Origin of the sequence: Rhodanobacter terrae (genome assembly GCF_042657005.1) — a bacterium.
Taxonomy (GTDB): Bacteria; Pseudomonadota; Gammaproteobacteria; order Xanthomonadales; family Rhodanobacteraceae; genus Rhodanobacter; species Rhodanobacter terrae.
Map to the genome: position 1 here is coordinate 275,099 of NZ_JBHSNG010000002.1, position 18,725 is coordinate 293,823.

The 18,725-nt window shown below is 63.3% G+C and carries 16 protein-coding genes and 8 tRNA genes; 21 read left to right on the forward strand and 3 right to left on the reverse strand.

The features are described from left to right. Positions 1 to 38: 38 nt before the first annotated feature. Positions 39 to 1,070 carry a tRNA pseudouridine(13) synthase TruD gene (gene truD, locus ACFPPB_RS03235; RefSeq protein ID WP_377324344.1) on the forward strand — a complete coding sequence of 344 codons (1,032 nt, stop codon included), beginning with the start codon at positions 39 to 41 and terminating at the stop codon, positions 1,068 to 1,070. Between the two features lie 96 nt (positions 1,071 to 1,166). On the opposite strand, the gene ACFPPB_RS03240 is transcribed toward truD, so the two are convergent. Continuing rightward, positions 1,167 to 1,712, reverse strand: a complete 546-nt coding sequence (locus tag ACFPPB_RS03240; RefSeq protein ID WP_377324346.1) for a Smr/MutS family protein — start codon at positions 1,710 to 1,712, stop codon at positions 1,167 to 1,169. 141 nt (positions 1,713 to 1,853) lie between these two features. Here ACFPPB_RS03240 and surE point away from each other — a divergent pair, with 141 nt between their 5' ends. Genes surE through ACFPPB_RS03260 form a run of 4 tightly spaced genes read left to right on the forward strand, consistent with a single transcriptional unit; the run spans position 1,854 to position 5,037 of the window. After that, entirely contained in the window at positions 1,854 to 2,666 is an 813-nt protein-coding gene (surE, locus tag ACFPPB_RS03245) for a 5'/3'-nucleotidase SurE (protein WP_377324348.1), read from the forward strand. A gap of 3 nt (positions 2,667 to 2,669) precedes the next feature. Further along, positions 2,670 to 3,350, forward strand: coding sequence for a protein-L-isoaspartate(D-aspartate) O-methyltransferase (locus tag ACFPPB_RS03250; RefSeq protein WP_377324350.1), 681 nt, complete (start codon positions 2,670 to 2,672; stop codon positions 3,348 to 3,350). After that, a complete protein-coding gene (locus tag ACFPPB_RS03255; protein WP_377324352.1) occupies positions 3,350 to 3,958 on the forward strand; it encodes a YqaA family protein in 609 nt (202 codons plus the stop codon). Before ACFPPB_RS03250 ends, ACFPPB_RS03255 begins: the two co-directional genes overlap by 1 nt. A 53-nt stretch (positions 3,959 to 4,011) precedes the next feature. Continuing rightward, positions 4,012 to 5,037, forward strand: a complete 1,026-nt coding sequence (locus tag ACFPPB_RS03260) for a peptidoglycan DD-metalloendopeptidase family protein (protein WP_377324502.1) — start codon at positions 4,012 to 4,014, stop codon at positions 5,035 to 5,037. A gap of 28 nt (positions 5,038 to 5,065) precedes the next feature. Here the strand turns inward: ACFPPB_RS03260 and ACFPPB_RS03265 are convergent, their stop codons facing one another. Continuing rightward, positions 5,066 to 5,443 (reverse strand): Mth938-like domain-containing protein, encoded by a 378-nt coding sequence (locus tag ACFPPB_RS03265; protein ID WP_377324354.1) that lies wholly within the window; start codon positions 5,441 to 5,443, stop codon positions 5,066 to 5,068. Positions 5,444 to 5,452: 9 nt separating this feature from the next. Beyond that, on the reverse strand, positions 5,453 to 5,749 hold the full coding sequence (yhbY, locus tag ACFPPB_RS03270) for a ribosome assembly RNA-binding protein YhbY (protein WP_377324356.1): 297 nt from the start codon (positions 5,747 to 5,749) through the stop codon (positions 5,453 to 5,455). 82 nt (positions 5,750 to 5,831) lie between these two features. On the opposite strand from yhbY, the gene rlmE reads away from it, so the two are divergent. The 16 genes from rlmE (at position 5,832) to ACFPPB_RS03350 (ending at position 18,707) form a co-directional block, all read left to right on the forward strand. After that, a complete protein-coding gene (gene rlmE / locus ACFPPB_RS03275; protein WP_377324358.1) occupies positions 5,832 to 6,482 on the forward strand; it encodes a 23S rRNA (uridine(2552)-2'-O)-methyltransferase RlmE in 651 nt (216 codons plus the stop codon). After that, the gene (ftsH, locus tag ACFPPB_RS03280; protein ID WP_377324360.1) at positions 6,479 to 8,437 is read left to right on the forward strand and encodes an ATP-dependent zinc metalloprotease FtsH; all 1,959 of its coding nucleotides are present in this window, start codon (positions 6,479 to 6,481) and stop codon (positions 8,435 to 8,437) included. The genes rlmE and ftsH overlap by 4 nt, the downstream gene beginning before the upstream one ends. Before the next feature lie 279 nt (positions 8,438 to 8,716). Next, a tRNA-Arg gene (locus tag ACFPPB_RS03285) sits at positions 8,717 to 8,793 on the forward strand. A gap of 177 nt (positions 8,794 to 8,970) precedes the next feature. Continuing rightward, a tRNA-Pro gene (locus ACFPPB_RS03290) sits at positions 8,971 to 9,047 on the forward strand. Positions 9,048 to 9,072: 25 nt separating this feature from the next. After that, positions 9,073 to 9,149, forward strand: a tRNA-Arg gene (locus ACFPPB_RS03295). Between the two features lie 15 nt (positions 9,150 to 9,164). Next, positions 9,165 to 9,241 (forward strand) — tRNA-His (locus tag ACFPPB_RS03300). Between the two features lie 20 nt (positions 9,242 to 9,261). After that, positions 9,262 to 9,337: transfer RNA gene (locus tag ACFPPB_RS03305), tRNA-Lys, on the forward strand. 296 nt (positions 9,338 to 9,633) lie between these two features. Next, positions 9,634 to 9,718 (forward strand) — tRNA-Leu (locus tag ACFPPB_RS03310). An 89-nt stretch (positions 9,719 to 9,807) separates the two neighbouring features. Next, the gene (tig, locus tag ACFPPB_RS03315) at positions 9,808 to 11,100 is read left to right on the forward strand and encodes a trigger factor (protein WP_377324362.1); all 1,293 of its coding nucleotides are present in this window, start codon (positions 9,808 to 9,810) and stop codon (positions 11,098 to 11,100) included. Positions 11,101 to 11,184: 84 nt separating this feature from the next. Next, positions 11,185 to 11,814 (forward strand): ATP-dependent Clp endopeptidase proteolytic subunit ClpP, encoded by a 630-nt coding sequence (gene clpP, locus ACFPPB_RS03320; RefSeq protein WP_072756972.1) that lies wholly within the window; start codon positions 11,185 to 11,187, stop codon positions 11,812 to 11,814. Between the two features lie 109 nt (positions 11,815 to 11,923). Then, positions 11,924 to 13,219: an ATP-dependent Clp protease ATP-binding subunit ClpX gene (gene clpX / locus ACFPPB_RS03325; protein ID WP_377324364.1), complete on the forward strand. Its 1,296-nt coding sequence runs from the start codon at positions 11,924 to 11,926 to the stop codon at positions 13,217 to 13,219. A gap of 173 nt (positions 13,220 to 13,392) precedes the next feature. Further along, positions 13,393 to 15,867, forward strand: a complete 2,475-nt coding sequence (gene lon, locus ACFPPB_RS03330; RefSeq protein ID WP_377324366.1) for an endopeptidase La — start codon at positions 13,393 to 13,395, stop codon at positions 15,865 to 15,867. Between the two features lie 349 nt (positions 15,868 to 16,216). Then, complete coding sequence (locus ACFPPB_RS03335; protein ID WP_072756969.1) at positions 16,217 to 16,489, forward strand: HU family DNA-binding protein; 273 nt, start codon at positions 16,217 to 16,219, stop codon at positions 16,487 to 16,489. Positions 16,490 to 16,508: 19 nt separating this feature from the next. Next, positions 16,509 to 16,583, forward strand: a tRNA-Val gene (locus ACFPPB_RS03340). Positions 16,584 to 16,593: 10 nt separating this feature from the next. After that, a tRNA-Asp gene (locus ACFPPB_RS03345) sits at positions 16,594 to 16,670 on the forward strand. A 135-nt stretch (positions 16,671 to 16,805) separates the two neighbouring features. Beyond that, positions 16,806 to 18,707, forward strand: coding sequence for a SurA N-terminal domain-containing protein (locus ACFPPB_RS03350; protein WP_377324368.1), 1,902 nt, complete (start codon positions 16,806 to 16,808; stop codon positions 18,705 to 18,707). The last annotated feature ends 18 nt before the right edge of the window (positions 18,708 to 18,725 follow it).

The following is an 18,725-nucleotide window of genomic DNA, read 5'->3' on the forward strand; positions in this document are numbered from 1 at the left end:
CGTTTCGATCTGAATGCCGGTACGACCGGCGGAGTGCCATGTCCGAATCCGAACTTGCCCAGGCGCCGTTGCCGTGGGCCTACGGCATACCGCCGCTCGAGGCGCGATTGCGCAGCGCGCCGGAAGATTTCGTGGTCGAGGAGGTCCTCGGCTACGACGCTGAAGGTGCCGGCGAGCATGCCTTGCTGTGGGTGGAAAAACGCGGCGCGAATACCGACTGGGTCGCGCGCGAGCTGGCCAAATTCGCCGGCGTGTCGCAGGTGGCGGTCGGCTACGCCGGCATGAAGGATCGCCACGCGGTGACCCTGCAGACGTTCTCGGTGCAGTTGGCCGGCAAGCCCGATCCGGACTGGTCGGCGTTTCCGCATGCGGAGGTGAAAGTGCTGGCGGCGACGCGGCATTCGCGCAAGCTCAAGCGCGGCGCGCTGCGCGGCAACCGCTTCGTGCTGGTGTTGCGCGAGGTGAAGGGCGATCGCGAGGCGGCCGAGCGGGTGCTGGCGCAGATCGCCGCACGCGGCGTGCCGAACTATTACGGCGAACAGCGCTTCGGCCGTGAGGGCGGCAACGTGGCGCAGGCGCGGGCGATGTTCGCCGGACGCCGGGTCGAGCGCGACAAGCGTTCGTTCCTGCTGTCGGCGGCGCGTTCGCAGATCTTCAACAGCGTGCTGGCGGTACGGGTCGAGCGGGCGGTCTGGGACTCGCCGCTGGACGGCGAGGTATGGTCGCTGGCCGGCTCGCGTTCGTGGTTCGGCCCCGAACCGTTCAGCGAGGCGCTGGCCGAACGGCTGGCGCGCGCCGACATCCACCCGTCCGGCCCGTTGTGGGGCCAGGGCGAGCCGCCCACCCAGGGCGATGCCGGCGCCCTGGAGCGCGAGATCGGCGCAGCCAACGGCGACCTGGCCGCTGGGCTGGCGTCGGCACGGATGGACCAGGAACGCCGCCCGCTGCGGTTGATGCCGAAGGACCTGAAGTGGCGCTGGCTGGACGACGCGGCGCTGGAACTGTCATTCGAGCTGCCGGCCGGCGCCTACGCCACCGTGGTGGTACGCGAACTGGCATCGTCGTCGTAGGAGCCCGCGTGCGGGCGATGCTTTTGTTTTGATTTTTCCTACCCAACCATCAAAGCAACAGCATCGCCCGCACGCGGGCTCCTACAGCGGAGATAGTCAGCTTTTCAGCAACACCACCACCGCGCCGGTACCGCCCATGGCGGGCCGCGCCGAGGCGAAGGCGATCACGTCGTCGCGCCGGCGCAGCATGCGGTCGGTGAGAACTTTCAGCACCGGTCCGGCGGAACGCGAGCGCAGGCCCTTGCCGTGCACGATGCGCACGCAGCGCAGGCCGAGCTGTTTCGCCTCGGCCAGAAACATCGCGATGCTGGCCTGCGCGGCGGCCGCATTCATCTGGTGCAGGTCGATATCGTCCTGCACGCTGAACTGGCCACGCTTGAGCTGGCGCAGCAGCTTCGGCGGATAGCCGTCGCGCAGGTAGCTCAGCTCCTCGCCGACTTCGAGCAAGGCCGGATCGAACGCCATGTCCAGCAATTCGCCCGGCACGGCGGCCTCGTCCGCTTCCAGCATGTGCGGATGCGGTGCGGGTTTGACGGTCGCCGGTGGCGGTGGCACCGGGGCCAGCGGGCGCACGTCGCCGATCGACTCGCGAAACAGGCGGCTGTCGTCATCGTGGATCGGGGTGGGCGCGCGGCGCTTCATCCGTACATGCTAACCAACGCCGCGCAATCGGGGGCCGATTCGTGTGAAACCGGCGGCATGCTCCGGTAGACTTCGGAGAATGAGGCGCGCGCCGTCGAGGTGATCGGCGGCGCGCCCGCGGTCAGCTTTCGGCGGAGCATCATGCGAGTTCTGGTAAGTAACGACGATGGCGTGGATGCACCGGGCATCCGCGTGCTTGCCGAGCGCCTCGGCGCGGTGGCTCAGGTAACCGTGGTGGCGCCCGATCGCGATCGCTCCGGCGCCAGCAATTCGCTCACCCTCGACGCGCCATTGCGCGTGTTGCCGATGGGTGGCGGTTATTACCGGGTGGCCGGCACGCCGACCGATTGCGTGCATCTGGCACTGGCTGGAATGCTGGACGAAGAGCCCGACATGGTGGTGTCCGGCATCAACAACTCGGCGAATCTAGGCGACGACGTGATTTATTCCGGCACGGTCTCGGCGGCGATGGAAGGGCGTTTTCTCGGATTGCCGGCGATCGCGGTGTCGCTGGTCACGCTAGACCACAAGGGCATTCACTACGACTCCGCTGCCCAGGCGGTATTGCTGCTGATGCAGCGGCTGCTGGTCGATCCGCTGCCGGCCGACACCATTCTCAACGTCAACGTGCCGGATCGGCCGTGGGCGGAGATCGGGGGTTTCGAGGTGACCCGGCTGGGACGCCGTCACCGCTCCGCGCCATGCATCGCGCAGACCGATCCGCGCGGCCGGCCGATCTGGTGGATCGGCCCGGCCGGCGAAGCGGACGATGCCGGCCCGGGCACCGATTTCAATGCCGTGCGGCGCGGGTTTGTCTCGGTGACGCCGATCCACGTCGACCTGACCCGCTTCCAGGCACTGGAGAAAGTCAGCAGCTGGATGCAGGCGCTGAGCGACGATATGGCGATGGACGCCGCGGCGGGTGGCCGCGACGACGCAGAAGAGGCTGCCTGATCGATGACTGTCTATCGACTTCCGGCGGCGGACCTGAAAGGCGAGGGGATGACCTCGCAGCGGGCGCGCGATCGCCTCGTGGCCAACCTGAAGGAAGGTGGCATCAACGACCCTCGGGTGATCGACGTGATCCGCAATACGCCGCGACATCACTTCATCGACCAGGCACTGCATTCGCGCGCCTACGAAAACACCGCGCTGCCGATCGGTCATGGCCAGACCATCTCGCAGCCGTGGGTGGTGGCGCGCATGACCGAAGCGCTGATCGAGTTCGGCCTGCCGCAGAAAGTCCTCGAGATCGGCACTGGTTCGGGTTATCAGGCGGCCGTGCTGGCGGCGCTGGTGCCGCAAGTGTTCACGGTGGAGCGCATCGAGGAGCTGCTGCGTCAGGCGCGCCGGCGTTTCCGCCAGCTAGGCCTGACCAACCTCCGCTCGCGCTACGACGACGGCAAGCTCGGCTGGCCGGACGAGGCGCCGTTCGATGCGATCATCCTCACCGCCGCCGGTGACACCATTCCGAGCCGGATTCTCGATCAGCTCAGTCCCACCGGCGTGCTGGTGGCTCCGGTAGGCTCGCCCAGCCGGCAGACCCTGATCCGCATGCGCGGCGACGGGCAGGGCGACTTCACCCAGGAAGAACTCGGCGCGGTCAGTTTCGTGCCGCTGCTTGGTGGGATTGGTTGATGCGGTTGTTCGAGGGACTTTACGCACGTGCGCTGGTATGGGCGCGCGAGCCGCAGGCGCTGTACTACCTGGGCGGGCTGAGTTTCGTCGAGGCGTTCGTTTTCCCGATTCCGCCGGAAGTCATGCTGGCGCCGATGATGATGGGCAAGCGGCACAAGGCCTTCCATTACGCCAACATCAGCCTGCTGTGCTCGCTGTTGGGCGCTTTGGTCGGTTATGCGCTGGGACATTGGGCATTCCAGGCCTTGCGGCCGCTGCTCGATACGTTGCATCTGTCGGTGCCGATCGAACGGGGCGTGGCGAGTCTGAGTACGCAGATGGCCGAGCATCGCTGGGGCATGTTCGGCGTGCTGATCCTCGCGGCGCTGCAGCCGGTGGTGCCGATGAAATTCGTCACCTGGGCCTGCGGCATCATCGGTGTGCCGATCCTGCCGTTCCTGGCCTGCATCGGGCTGGGGCGCGGCAAGCGCGTCTGGTTGCTGGCGCTGCTGATCCGGCTGTTCGGTGAGCGCGCCGAGCGGATCCTGCACAAATACATCGAGTGGATCGGCTGGGCCGCACTGGTGGCGCTGGCCCTCTTGCTGGTGTGGTGGTTCCTGCGGCGATGAAAGTCGGCTCGCCTGAGAATCGACATCGTATGAAAAACCTCCGTTGCCTCGGTATGCTGCTACGCATGGATCGATATCTTCTATCGTTGAGCGCGCTGGCCATGTCTCTGCTGCTGGCCGCCTGCGGCACCATGCGCAGTTCGGTGGTGGTCGAGCCGGTTGCCGGGAGTGGCTACGACAATCACGTTGCCGGCCCGGTGGCGCAGGTCCGCACGCCGATTCCCGGCGGCAGTTATGTCGTGGTGAAAAGCGACACGTTGTACTCGATCGCATTCCGTAAAGGTGTGGATTTTCGCGACCTGGCGCAGTGGAACGGCATTGCCGCGCCCTACACGATCTGGCCTGGGCAGCGGCTGACTCTGTCGCCGCCGTCGGCCAGGACAGTTGCCGCGCAGGCCGCCCACGCCCCACGAGCAACAGCGCCGACCGTGGTTTCTTCCTCTTCCCGCCCGTCGGTCCGCGCATCGACGGCCGCAGCGGCACCTGGGTTCGAACCGGTGACGGCGCCGCCTGTGAACCCGGCAACGGCAGGCACGTCGAGCATGACGACGGCTACGCAAGTCGCCGCAACGATCAAAAAGCCGGCGGCGCCCGCCGTGACCGCCACGACCGCGATCGTCCCTGTGGCCGGCGTGCCTGCACCCGCGCCAGCGACGGTGCCGCCTCCCGCGCCAACCCCGGTTGCCGCGGGTGCCTCCCGTGCCGTCAGCGGCGTGAACTGGCGTTGGCCGGCTGACGGCAGTGTGCTCAGTCGTTTCCACCGTGGCGACGCGATTCCCGGCATCGAGATCGCCGGCAAGCCGGGTGATCCGGTGCGGGCGGCCGCCGACGGTGTGGTGGTGTACAGCGGCAGCGGCCTGGTGGGCTACGGCGAGCTGGTCATCATCAAGCACAACGAAAGCTTCCTGTCCGCCTATGGCCACAACCGCAAACGGCTGGTGAAGGAAGGTCAGCGGGTCAGCGCGGGCCAGCAAATCGCCGAGATGGGTTCCACCGGGGCCACGCGCAACGAACTGGAGTTCCAGATCCGCAAAGATGGCAATCCGGTCGATCCGCTGGAGTATCTGCCGTCGCGCTGAAGTCTCCGCGCAGGGCAGGAAGGTTCAGTCAGCCGATCGGCAGGATGAAGCCGGCAACGACCCGGCGCCCTTCGCCAGCCAGCAGATTGTAGGTGCGCGCGGCCGCGGCGTTGTCCATCACCTCGATGCCGATGTTCCTGCGCAGGAGGCCGGCCATGAAGGCGGCTGCCGGAAACACCTGGCGTTCACCGGTTCCAAGGATCACCAGTTCCGGCTGCAGCGCGAGCATATCCTCGACGTGGCTGGCTTCCAGCTTGGCTGCAGCATCCACCGGCCAGTTCTCGATCACCCGATCCGGCGCCAGCAGGAAACTGCGGTCGAGTTCGCGGTCGATCAGGGCGATGCTGCCGGCGCCGACACGACGCACGAACAGATAGCCTTCGGGACGGTCCAGCGACAAGTCCATCGAGTATGCCTAGCGTGGCAGGGCGATTTTCGGTTCGTCGGCGTTGCGGCGGAACAGCACCACCACATGGCCGATCTGGTGGATCTTCTCGGCCCGGGTGCCGCCGGCAAGCGCGTCGATCTGGGCCTGCCGCTCGTCCTTGTCGCCGCCGGACAGCTTCACCTTGACCAGTTCGTGGATGTCCAGCGCCAGATTCAGCTCCTTGACCACGGCCTCGGTCGCGCCCTTGTTGCCCAGCAGGACGACCGGGCTCAGATCGTGGGCGAGGCTGCGCAGGTAGCGGATCTGCGAGGAGGAAAGGGCCATGCGGTGGTGCTCGATTCGCGGTCAGTGAACGGCAAAGGGTATCATGCGGCATCCCGTTCCCCAATCGGCGACTCCAAACGACATGGCCCGCAGCAAAAGCAGCGCAGTCTGGCTGCGTGAACATTTCAATGACGAATACGTCAAGAAAGCCCAGGCCGAGGGCTTGCGTTCGCGTGCGGTCTACAAGCTGGAGGAGCTGATCGAGCGCGATCGCCTGCTCAAGCCGGGCATCCATGTGGTCGACCTGGGCGCCGCGCCGGGCAGCTGGTCGCAACTGGTACGCAATCGCCTGGGCGATACCGGCAAGGTGTTCGCGCTGGACATCCTGCCGATGCAGAGCATCGCAGGGGTGGACTTCCTGCAGGGCGACTTCCGCGAGGAATCGGTACTGCACGAGCTGGAGGCCCGGCTGGAGGGGCACAAGCTGGATCTTGTACTGTGCGATCTGGCCCCCAATATGAGTGGTGTGGCGCTGGCCGACCAGATCCGTGCGATGGCGCTGGCCGACCTGGCGCTGGATTTCAGTCGGCAGTGGCTCAAGCCGGGCGGCTCGTTCCTGATCAAGTTGTTTCAGGGGGTCGGCTTCGACGAATACTTGCGCAGCTTGCGCGCGGAGTTCACCCGCGTAACCATGCGTAAACCTAAGGCCTCGCGCGCACGTTCGCGTGAGGTGTACGCACTGGCGGCGGGCCGCAAGCCTTCCGCCGTGTCACCGGGCGAGAACCGTGCATGAATGAAACAGCGAAAAATGTGTTGCTCTGGGTGATTATCGCGGTGGTGCTGTTTACCGTGTTCCAGAGCTTCAACCCGCATGGCGCGGCTTCTTCGGACTTGCCTTACAGCTCGTTTGCGCAAAGTGTGGACAACGGCAACGTCGCCACCGCCACGATCAGTGCCGATCAGCCCGCGACCATCAGCGGCAAGCTGAAGGATGGCAGCGCGTTCCGCACCGTGGCCCCGATGCTCGGCTTTTCCACCAATTCGGTGGTCAAGCAGATGCAGGACAAGGGCGTCGAGGTTCGCCAGGACCCATCCGAGGGTTTCTCGCTGATCGGTCTGCTGGTCAGCTGGCTGCCGGTGCTGTTGATCGTCGGCGTATTCATCTGGTTCATGCGCCAGATGCAGTCCGGCGGCGGCGGTCGCGGTGCGATGAGCTTCGGCCGTTCGCGCGCCAAGTTGCAGGGCGAGGACCAGATCAAGGTCAACTTCAGTGACGTCGCCGGTTGCGACGAGGCGAAGGAGGAGGTCGGCGAGCTGGTCGAGTTCCTGCGCGATCCGGGCCGCTTCCAGAAGCTGGGCGGCAAGATTCCGCGCGGCGTGCTGATGGTCGGCCCGCCTGGCACCGGCAAGACTCTGCTGGCCAAGGCGATTGCCGGCGAGGCCAAGGTGCCGTTCTTCGCGATCTCCGGTTCCGACTTCGTCGAGATGTTCGTCGGCGTCGGCGCCAGCCGCGTGCGCGACATGTTCGAACAGGCGAAGAAACACGCGCCGTGCATCATCTTCATCGACGAGATCGACGCGGTTGGCCGCCATCGCGGCGCAGGCCTCGGCGGTGGCCATGACGAACGCGAGCAGACCCTGAACCAGCTGCTGGTCGAGATGGACGGCTTCGAGGGCACCGAGGGCATCATCGTAATCGCCGCGACGAACCGTCCCGACGTGCTGGATCCGGCGCTGCTGCGCCCGGGCCGCTTCGACCGCCAGGTCGTGGTCGGTCTGCCCGACGTGCGCGGCCGCGAGCAGATTCTCAAGGTGCACATGCGCAAGGTGCCGATTGCCAGCGACGTCAACGCGATGACGATTGCGCGCGGTACGCCGGGCTTCTCCGGTGCCGATCTGGCCAACCTGGTCAACGAGGCCGCGCTGTTCGCCGCACGCGAGAACGCCCGTGAAGTGCGCATGGTCCATCTGGACAAGGCGCGCGACAAGATACTGATGGGCGCCGAGCGCCGCTCGATGGCGATGAGCGAGGACGAAAAGAAGCTCACCGCCTATCACGAAGCCGGCCATGCCATCGTCGGCCGGCTGGTCCCCGAGCATGATCCGGTCTACAAGGTGACGATCATTCCCCGCGGGCGCGCGCTCGGCGTCACCATGTACCTGCCCGAAGGCGACAAGTACAGCATCAACCGCGTGGCGATCCAGTCGCAGCTGTGCTCGCTGTACGGCGGTCGCGTGGCCGAGGAATTGATCTTCGGTGCCGACAAGGTCACCACCGGCGCGTCCAATGACATCGAGCGGGCCACCAAGATGGCGCGCAACATGGCGACCAAGTGGGGCCTGTCCGACGAACTCGGTCCGATTACCTACGGCGAGGACGAGGACGAAGTATTCCTCGGCCGTTCGGTGACCCAGCACAAGAGCATCTCCAACGAGACCGCCAGCAAGATCGATGAAGTGGTGCGCGGCATCCTTGATCGCGCCTATGCGCGCAGCAAGGAGCTGTTGACTGCGAATCTCGACAAGCTGCACACGATGGCCGAAGCGCTGTTGCAGTACGAGACCATCGACGCGCACCAGATCGACGACATCATGGCCGGGCGTGAGCCCGGGCCGCCCGCCGACTGGACCAAGAACCCACCGACCGGAGCGACACCTCCGCCGCCACCGCCGCGGGGAGACACGGGCTCGACCGTGGGCAAGGTGGGCGATCCGGCACCGCAGAGCCGCGCCGGTCTGGAAAGCTGATCCGGATTTGGACGGCCATAACCGTTGCATCATGCGGTAGCTTGAAGAGGGTGGCCGCGAGCCACCCTCTTCGCGTGCGCCGATGGCCTCGTTGCATGAAGATCATGCATTGCGCATGGCTGGCAGGTCATGTCGCGGGCGGAAATTCTGTTGCGCGATCAGCCGCCGCGAATAATTTTCAAGAAAAGGGTTGACGCACGAGGGCTGAGTCTGAATAATTCCGCTTCTTGCTTCACCGCCTCGAGACGCCAGGGCGGCGAAGTGAAAAGTTTTTTCAGTGCGCCCGTAGCTCAGTTGGATAGAGTACCTGGCTACGAACTAGGTGGTCGGGAGTTCGAATCTCTCCGGGCGCACCATTTTTATGCGGCGAGGCGGGGTGCTTGCACCCCGTTTTGTTTTCACGGAGAAGTGGCTTCCGCTCCGTAGGGCCGATGGTTCGGAAACAGCGGTGTGCTTCGACACGGATTGACTGAGCGAGGCGTCACCCGTAACATTTCAAGGCTCCGGTGGCTGCATGACCGGGGATTCGAAAGCGGGGTATAGCTCAGTCTGGTAGAGCGTTGCGTTTGGGACGCAAAAGTCGGGGGTTCGAATCCCTCTGCCCCGACCAGCGACACGTTCTGCCGACAGGGACTGCGCCTGTAGCTCAACCGGATAGAGCATCGGCCTTCTAAGCCGACGGTTGCAGGTTCGAGTCCTGTCGGGCGCACCAGTTACAAGATTTATGGTGGGTGTAGCTCAGCTGGTTAGAGTCCCGGATTGTGATTCCGGTTGTCGTGGGTTCGAATCCCATCATCCACCCCAGTTTCAAACCCAGGTTTCCTGGGCCGTTAGCTCAGTTGGTAGAGCAGTTGACTCTTAATCAATTGGTCGAAGGTTCGAATCCTTCACGGCCCACCAAACAAGCAAAACGCCGATCGCCAGCGATCGGCGTTTTGCTTTGCAGGCTCCCGCCGAAATAAAGCCGGGCGAGACTTGGTTTCCCCACGATGCTCTGCCGGCGTCGCTGCAGCGTGGCCCGCATCGCTCTCGGCACGCTTGTGCTGCAAGCTCGTGCAACCGTAAAATGGTCTGCTTTCGTATAAGGGAATCATCGACTTAGACGGACGTGGCTGAAGGGGGTGAAGGCGATTGTCTGATGCATGACAATCGGCTTCAGGATCTTGCAGTTGCGCACGGCTGATGAGGGTGGCAAGGCGAGAGTGGCGGAATTGGTAGACGCACCAGATTTAGGTTCTGGCGGTTAACCCCGTGGGGGTTCGAGTCCCCCCTTTCGCACCATGCCCCGTGGTTTTCCTTGTTTTTCAGGCGGCACAGCCGCCATGGCGCCTGCGGCAGGCCCACAACATCAGGTAGTACCAGGAGACGTCATGCAGGTTTCGGTTGAGAACATCGGTACGCTCGAGCGCAAGCTCACGGTGAAATTCCCCGCGGAGCGGTTCGAGACGCAGGTGAGCGCGCGTATTGCGGAAATGGGCCGCACGGTTCGCCTGAAGGGTTTTCGGCCGGGCAAGGTGCCGACGACGGTGATCAAGCAGCGCTTCGGCGACCAGGTCCGTGGCGAGGTGTTGTCCGACCTGATCGGCAGTACGTTGCGCGAGGCGGTGGAGCAGGAAAAATTGCAACCGATCGCGAATCCGGCGATCAACACCACCGGCAGGCCGGAGAACGGCGAAATTGCCTATACCGCCACGTTCGAGATCATGCCGGAGTTTCCCGCGATCGATGTGGCGGCGCTGGAGATCCATCGCGCGTCGGCGGTGGTGACCGACGCCGACATCGACAAGATGCTTGAAACGCTGCGCCAGCAGCGCCGCAGCTTCGACGAGGTCGATCGCGCCTCGGCCGAAGGCGACTTCGTGATGTTCGAATACGCGGCGGAAGCCGGCGACTACCGTTTCCCGGCCGAAGGTCTGGAGCGGGCCGGAAGCGTGCTCGGTTCGGGCACCTTGTTCAAGGCGCTGGACGAGGCGCTGACTGGCCGCAAGGCTGATGACAGCTTCGATGCCGACGTCGCCTTCCCGGACGATTTTCGCAACGAGCAACTGGCTGGCCAGGCCGCCAAGGTCAGCTTCAAGATCATCAAGGTTCAGGCGCCGAAATTGCCCGAGATCGACGGCGAGTTTGCCAAGTTGTTCGGCATCGCCGACGGCGACCTGGAGACCTTCCGCAAGGAGGTTCGTGCGAATCTGGAGCGCGAGCTGAAGGCGGCGCTGATGGCGCGCCTGAAGTCCGAAGTCGCTGAAAAGCTGGCCGGCGCCCACGCCGGGCTTGATGTGCCGAAGCTGCTGGTGCAGTCCGAGGCGCGCAACATGGCCGCCGGCAGCGTGCCGCAGGGTCAGCAGCCGCCGCCGCAGCTGATCGATGCCGCCATGCCGATGGCGCGCAAGCGGGTGATTGCCGGCCTGCTGATGGGTGAGATCGCCCGCAAGCAGGAGATCAAGATCGATCGCAAGCGCGTCGCCGAGCAGCTTGCCGCTATCGCTTCGACCTACGAGGAGCCGGAAAAGGTCATTGAACTCTACAACGGCGACCCCCAGTTGATGTCAGGGCTGCAGAATCGCGTGATGGAAGATCAGGTGGCCGAGTGGGTGGCGGAGCATGCCAACACCACCCAGCTGGACCTGAGCTTCGACGACGTGATGCGCCCGGCCGGTGCCTGATCGAATCAGGTCCCCGCTCAGCCGGACCTGATCCGAATCGGGTCCGGGCGCCATATAGTCAGGCACATCAACCGGAGAGCTGCAATGGCCATGGATCCCATCCAGAACCTCAATTTGATACCGATGGTCGTAGAGCAGACGGCTCGGGGCGAGCGCTCCTATGACATCTACTCGCGACTGCTGAAGGAGCGGGTGATCTTCCTGGTCGGCGAGGTCAACGATCAGGTCGCCAATGTGATCGTTGCGCAGATGCTGTTTCTGGAGTCGGAGAATCCGGACAAGGACATTCACTTCTACATCAACAGCCCGGGTGGCGCAGTGACCGCAGGTCTGGCGATCTACGACACCATGCAGTTCATCAAGCCGGATGTCAGCACGATGTGCATCGGCCAGGCGTGCAGCATGGGTTCGCTGCTGCTGACCGCGGGTGCCAAGGGTAAGCGTTTCTCGTTGCCGAACTCGCGCGTGATGATCCACCAGCCTTCCGGCGGCGCGCAGGGGCAGGCGACCGATATCGAGATCCAGGCGCGCGAGATCCTGTACATGCGCCAGCGCCTGAACCAGATCTACGTTGCACATACCGGCCAGGCGATCGAGAAGATCGAGCTGGACATGGAGCGCGACCGCTTCATGAACGCTGTCGATGCGAAGACGTATGGCCTGATCGACGAGGTGCTCGACAAGCGCGCCGGAGAGACGGTGAAATCGGCCTGATTCCCGGGTCGTACCCCAGAGTCACGAGATGGGCTCCGTGTCTGCAGGCAGACGCGGAGCCCTGTGTTATTCTCGCGACGCATTCAGATTTGTCAGTGGGACCGAAAGTATGAGCGACGACCGACAGGGGCGTTCCAGCGATAGCGGCAAGATTCTCTATTGCTCCTTCTGTGGCAAGAGCCAGCATGAGGTGCGCAAGCTGATCGCGGGTCCATCCGTGTTCATTTGCGACGAGTGCGTGGAGCTTTGCAACGACATCATCCGTGAGGAACTGGAGGAAAAGGCCGCCTCTGGGCGTACCCAGTTGCCCAAGCCGCGCGAGATCCGCGAGTCGCTGGACCAGTACGTAGTCGGTCAGACCCGTGCCAAGAAAGCGCTGGCGGTGGCGGTATACAACCATTACAAGCGGATCGAGTCGCGTCAGAAGAGCGATGACATCGAGCTGGGCAAATCCAACATTCTGCTGATCGGTCCGACCGGTTCGGGCAAGACGCTGCTGGCCGAAACGCTGGCGCGACTGCTTAATGTGCCGTTCACGATCGCCGACGCCACCACGCTGACCGAGGCTGGCTACGTAGGCGAGGATGTCGAGAACATTATTCAGAAGTTGTTGCAGAAGTGCGACTACGACGTCGAAAAAGCGCAGTCGGGCATCGTCTACATCGACGAGATCGACAAGATATCGCGCAAGAGCGAAAACCCGTCGATCACCCGTGACGTGTCGGGTGAGGGCGTGCAGCAAGCGCTGCTGAAGCTGATCGAGGGCACGTTGGCCTCGGTGCCGCCGCAGGGCGGCCGCAAGCATCCGCAGCAGGAATTCCTGCAGGTCGACACCAAGAACATCTTGTTCATCTGCGGTGGCGCGTTCGCAGGCCTGGAAAAAGTCATCCAGCAACGCTCCGAGAACACCAGCATCGGTTTTTCGGCCGAAGTGCGCAGCAAGGAGCGCACCGAGAATCTGGGCAAGGTGCTGGCCGATGTGGAGCCTTCCGATCTGGTGCGTTTCGGCCTGATCCCCGAATTCGTGGGCCGTTTGCCGGTGGTGGCAACGCTGGACGAGCTCGACGAAGCAGCGCTGGTGAAGATTCTCACCGAGCCGAAGAACGCCGTGACCAAGCAGTTCAAGAAACTGTTCGAGATGGAAGAGGTGGAACTGGAGTTCCGTCCCGAAGCGCTGCAGGCGATCGCCAAGAAGGCGCTCAAGCGCAAGACCGGCGCGCGCGGCCTGCGCACCATTCTGGAACAAGTGCTGCTCGATACGATGTACGAACTGCCCTCGCTGGAGCACGTCAGCAAGGTGGTGGTTGACGACGCCGTGATCGATGGGCAGGCCGAGCCCTATCTGATCTATCGCGGCAACCTGCAGCAACGCGTGGCGGGCGAGGGCGGCGACGCCGCCGCCTGATCCCATTCGCAGGCGCGCCATGACAACGGCTCCGGTGATTTTGCCGGGGCCGTTCTGTTTTCGGCGCCCGCGAACCTTGAGTGAAGGCCCATCCGTCACCACTTGACCTGATGATGTACCCGGCGCAGTGTCGGGACGAAACCTGATCCGGAATTCCGAGGAACCGCTCTTCCATGGCCAAGAATGCCCCCTTACCCCCTGCGCTGGACGCTCTTCCGGTGCTGCCGCTGCGCGACGTGGTGGTTTATCCGCATATGGTCATCCCGCTGTTTGTCGGGCGCGACAAGTCCATGCGTGCGCTCGAACGCGCCATGGAAGGCGAACGGCAGATCCTGCTGGTGGCGCAGAAGAGTCCGGATGTCGATGATCCGGGTATCGCCGATCTGCACCAGGTCGGCACGCTGGCCGGCGTGCTGCAACTGCTGAAGCTGCCCGATGGCACGGTCAAGGTACTGGTCGAGGGGCAGTCGCGCGTGGCGGTCGAGGATTTCCACGACGAAAACGGCATGCTGATGGCGCGCTCGCGCCTGATCGAGCCGGTCTACAACGCGAAAGAGCGCGAGCTCGACGTGGTCTCGCGCACGCTGATCTCGCTGTTCGAGCAACTGGTCAAGCAAAGCCGCAAGCTGCCGCCGGAAGTGCTGGCCAGCTTGTCGGGAATCGACGACCCCTCACGCGTCGCCGACTCCATCGCCGCGCACCTTTCCGTGCGCATGGCCGACAAGCAGAAAGTGCTGGAGACCGCCGACGTGGGTCAGCGCCTGGAGCTGCTGATCGGACTGGTCGATGGCGAGATGGACCTGCAGCAGGTAGAGAAGCGCATTCGCGGCCGGGTCAAATCGCAGATGGAGAAGAGCCAGCGCGAGTACTACCTCAACGAGCAGATGAAGGCGATCCAGAAGGAGCTCGGCGACAACGAAGAGGGTCCGAACGAAACCGAGGAACTGCAGAAGAAGATCGAGACCTCCGGCATGCCGAAAGCCGTGCTGACCAAGGCACGGCAGGAGTTCGGCAAGCTCAAGCAGATGTCGCCGATGTCCGCCGAGGCGACCGTGGTGCGCAACTACCTCGACTGGTTGGTCGGGGTGCCGTGGAAAAAGCGCAGCAAGGTGCGCAAGGATCTGCAGGTGGCGCAGGAGGTGCTCGATGTCGATCACTTCGGGCTGGAGAAGGTCAAGGACCGCATCCTTGAATATCTTGCGGTGCAACAGCGCGTGTCGGTGATGAAGGGGCCGATCCTGTGCCTGGTCGGTCCGCCCGGCGTGGGCAAAACGTCGCTGGGACAGTCGATCGCCAAGGCGACCAACCGGAAATTCGTGCGTATGAGCCTAGGTGGCGTACGCGACGAGGCCGAGATCCGTGGTCACCGGCGGACCTACATAGGTTCGATGCCTGGCCGAATCGTGCAGAACATCAACAAGGTGGGCACCAAGAATCCGTTGTTTGTGTTGGACGAGATCGACAAGATGTCGATGGATTTTCGTGGCGACCCGTCGTCGGCGCTGCTGGAAGTGCTTGATCCGGAGCAGAATCATACGTTCAACGATCACTATCTCGAGGTCGATCTGGACCTTTCCGAAGTGATGTGGATTGCCACCGCGAACTCGCTGAACATCCCAGGTCCGCTGCTTGACCGCATGGAAGTCATCCGCATCCCCGGCTATACCGAGGACGAGAAGCTCGGCATTGCGCAGAAATACCTGCTGTCGAAGCAGCTCAAGGCGAACGGTTTGAAGCCTGAAGAGCTCAGCGTGAGCGAAGAGGCGTTGCGCGACATCGTGCGTTACTACACGCGCGAGTCGGGCGTACGCAGCCTCGAGCGCGAGATTTCCAAGATCTGCCGCAAGGTGGTCAAGGAGCTGACTTTGTCGCAGGTGAAAAAGGCCAAGGCGAAAGCGGCACCCGCCAAGACCGGCAAGGCCAGGACAAAGGCGGATGCCGGTCGGATCACGGTGGATTCGGCCAATCTGGAACAGTATCTGGGCGTGCGCCGCTTCGATTTCGGCCGCAAGGAACTGCAGAACGAAGTGGGCCTGGTGACCGGGCTGGCCTGGACTCAGGTGGGCGGCGAGCTGCTCAGCATCGAAGCCTCGGTGGTGCCTGGCAAGGGCCGATTGGTGAATACCGGCCAGCTCGGCGACGTGATGAAGGAATCGATCCAGGCCGCATTGTCGGTGGTGCGTGCTCGCGTCGACCAACTCGGTATCGATCCGGAGTTCCACCAGAAGCTGGACGTGCACATCCACGTGCCCGAAGGAGCCACGCCGAAGGACGGACCCAGCGCGGGCATCGCGATGTGCACGGCGCTGGTATCCGTGCTGACCAAGGTGCCGGTACGTTCCGAAGTCGCGATGACCGGCGAAATCACTCTGCGTGGTCGCGTGCTGCCGATCGGTGGGCTCAAGGAGAAATTGCTGGCGGCACATCGTGGCGGGATTACCACGGTGATCATCCCGGAGGACAACAAGAAGGATCTGGCCGATATGCCGGCCAACATCACGTCTTCGCTGGAGATTCACCCGGTGCGCTGGATTGACGAGGTGCTGGATATCGCCCTGGAACGTCCGCTGCGGCCGAACCCGATCAAGGGCGAGACACCTGCTGCGGTGGCAACCGAATCGGCGGAGTCGCATTCGCTCACGCATTGATCCGGTCCGGTCCGCTCGACCCGACCCATTTCCGAATGTGCCCTGACTTGTCGGGGCGCTTTTTTGTGTTTTTCACCGCCAGTCGCCGAAAGTTTCGCCTTAGTCCTCCGGCGTCCTTTATGCAAGCGATCTCATCGATCGCAGATCTTGCGGAAACGTTGCTGTAGCTTGTGTTGCGGACTCCGGCAAGGCACTGGTATAAAGGCGCTACCGCAGTCCCGGCGTTTGTTTGTCAGCGCAGCGATGCGGGGTTGCGTTACGGCGCCTAGCAGAGCCAACCATCCATGCCGGTGTTGTCCCGTCTCCGGACGGACGATGCTGGCGAAATCCGAACAAGGGAGTTTTTTCAATGAATAAAACCGATCTGATCAATGCCATCGCCGAAAAGGCCGAGCTGACCAAGGCCGACGCGGGCCGCGCCCTCGAAGCTTATCTGGAGGCTGTGCAGAAGTCGTTGAAGAAGGGCGAGGACGTCTCGGTGGTGGGTTTCGGCACGTTCACTGTGCGCAAGCGCGCGGCTCGTACCGGACGCAACCCGCGCACGAACGAAGCGATCAAGATCAAGGCCTCGAAAGTGCCGGCGTTCAAAGCTGGCAAGACCCTCAAGGATGCCTTAAACTAAGCGGCTGACGCTTGGTTTCGGGTGCTTAGCTCAGCGGTAGAGCGTCGCCCTTACAAGGCGGTGGTCGTAGGTTCGATCCCTACAGCACCCACCAGAAAAAATGCGGAGTGGTAGTTCAGTTGGTTAGAATGCTGGCCTGTCACGCCGGAGGTCGCGGGTTCGAGTCCCGTCCACTCCGCCACAGTTCGCAAGGGCGCCCGTGTGGCGCCCTTGTCATTTGAGCGTTGCGTGTTCGCATAGTTTCCTTGGCGATCGAACACGCGGCTTGCACCACCCACGCACTACGCGCTTTCAACCACGTTGCGGGAAGATTTCAATGCTGCAGGCAATGCGTAACAAGATGCACGGATGGCCGTCCATCATTCTTCTTGGCGTTTGCGTTTTCGCGATGTCGTTGTTCGGCATGGAGAGCTACTTCACGTCGCGCAACGACACGTTCGTGGCGAAAGTCGGCAAGCATGAAATCAGCCAGAACGCCTATCAGGATCGGATGAACCAGTTGCGGCAGCAGGCCAGCGCCGAACAGGGCGGGCATTTCGATGCCAGCATTTTCGAGAAACCCGAGACCAAGCAGCGCGTGCTCGACGGCATGATCGACCAGCAGTTGCTGCTTGCCGCCAATGAGGATTGGGGCATGCGCGTATCGGATCAGGCCGTACGCGACTACATCGCCGCGATTCCTGCGTTCCAGGTCAATAACCAGTTCGATGTGAACAGCTACAGCGCATGGCTGGCCAGTCAGCGCAAGACGGCCGGCATGTTCGACGATGAGGTGCGTTCTTCCCTGGCGACCCAGCTGCTGCCGGATGCGATCAACGACAGCACCATCGTCAGCGATGCGCAGGTCGACCAGTTCCTGAGCCTGCTTACCCAGCGCCGCGACCTGCGCTACTTCTTGTTGCCGCGGCCCACGCTGGCCGACAACCAGGTCAGCGACGCCCAGGTCGAGACGTACTACAAAGAGCATCTGGCCGAGTACATGAATCCCGAGCAGGTCTCGGTGAAGTACATCGAAGTCAACGGCGCCGATCTCCCGCTGGATGCTGCACCGAGCGATGAGGATCTGAAGAAGCGCTATGCCGATGAGAAACAGCGTTTCGTGCAGCCGGAACAGCGGCTCGCGTCGCACATCCTGATCAACGTGCCGGCCAATGCCACGCCGGAGCAGCAGAAGGCGGCCCTGGCCAAGGCCGAAAAGATTGCGGCCGAGGCCAATCCCGGCAATTTCGCCAAGCTGGCCGAACAGAATTCGCAGGATCTGGGCTCCAAGCGCCAGGGCGGCGATCTGGGCTGGCTGGAAAAGGGCGTGACCGATCCGGCGTTCGATGCGGCGCTGTTCGCTTTGCAGAAGAACCAGATCTCCAAGCCGGTGCTGTCATCCGACGGCTATCACGTCATCTGGTTGCGTGATTTGCGCAGCGGCCAGTCCAAGCCGTTCGAGGAAGTGCGCGACCAGCTGGCCAAGGAAGCCTCGGCCGCCGAGCGCGATCGCAAGTACAACGAGGTCGCCGGCAAGATGTCGGACAACACGTACCAGAATCCGTCGTCGCTGGAGCCGGCTTCGGTGGCGCTGAATCTGCCGATCAAGAGCACGGCGCTGTTCTCGCGCAAGGGCGGCGAAGGCATCGCGGCGAATCCCAAGGTGGTCGCTGCGGCGTTTGGCGATGATGTCCTGGTACAGGGCAACAACTCCAGCCTGATCGACCTGGGCAACGACCACTCGATGGTGATTCATGTCGACAAGCATGTGCCGGCAGCGGCCCGTCCACTGACGGAAGTGCGCGTCGATGTGCAGAAGAAGATTCTCGACGAGCGCGTTGCCGCAACCGAGAAGAAACAGGCCGACGAAGCGCTGGCGCGCCTGCGCAAGGGCGAGCCGATGCCAGCGGTGGCGGCATCGCTCGGCGCCACGTTGACCACTCTGAGTGAGGCCACGCGGCAGTCCCAGATGCCCGCACCGTTGTTGGCGCAGGCGTTCCTTCTGCCGCATCCAGCGGCGGGCAAGGCGGAGTTTGCCGCGGTGGACATGCAGGACGGCAACTATGCGTTGCTTGCCGTGGACAGGGTGCAGGGCGGCGATCTGTCGAAGGTGCCGCCGGAACAGCGCGAGTCGCTGCGCCGTCAGATGGCTCAGGCCTATGGCTCCGAAACGACGCGCGAACTGATCGAGTTGCTCAAGTCCAAGGTCAAGATCAAGATCAACGCGAATCGCTTGTAAGAGTCTCGAGTCCGAACG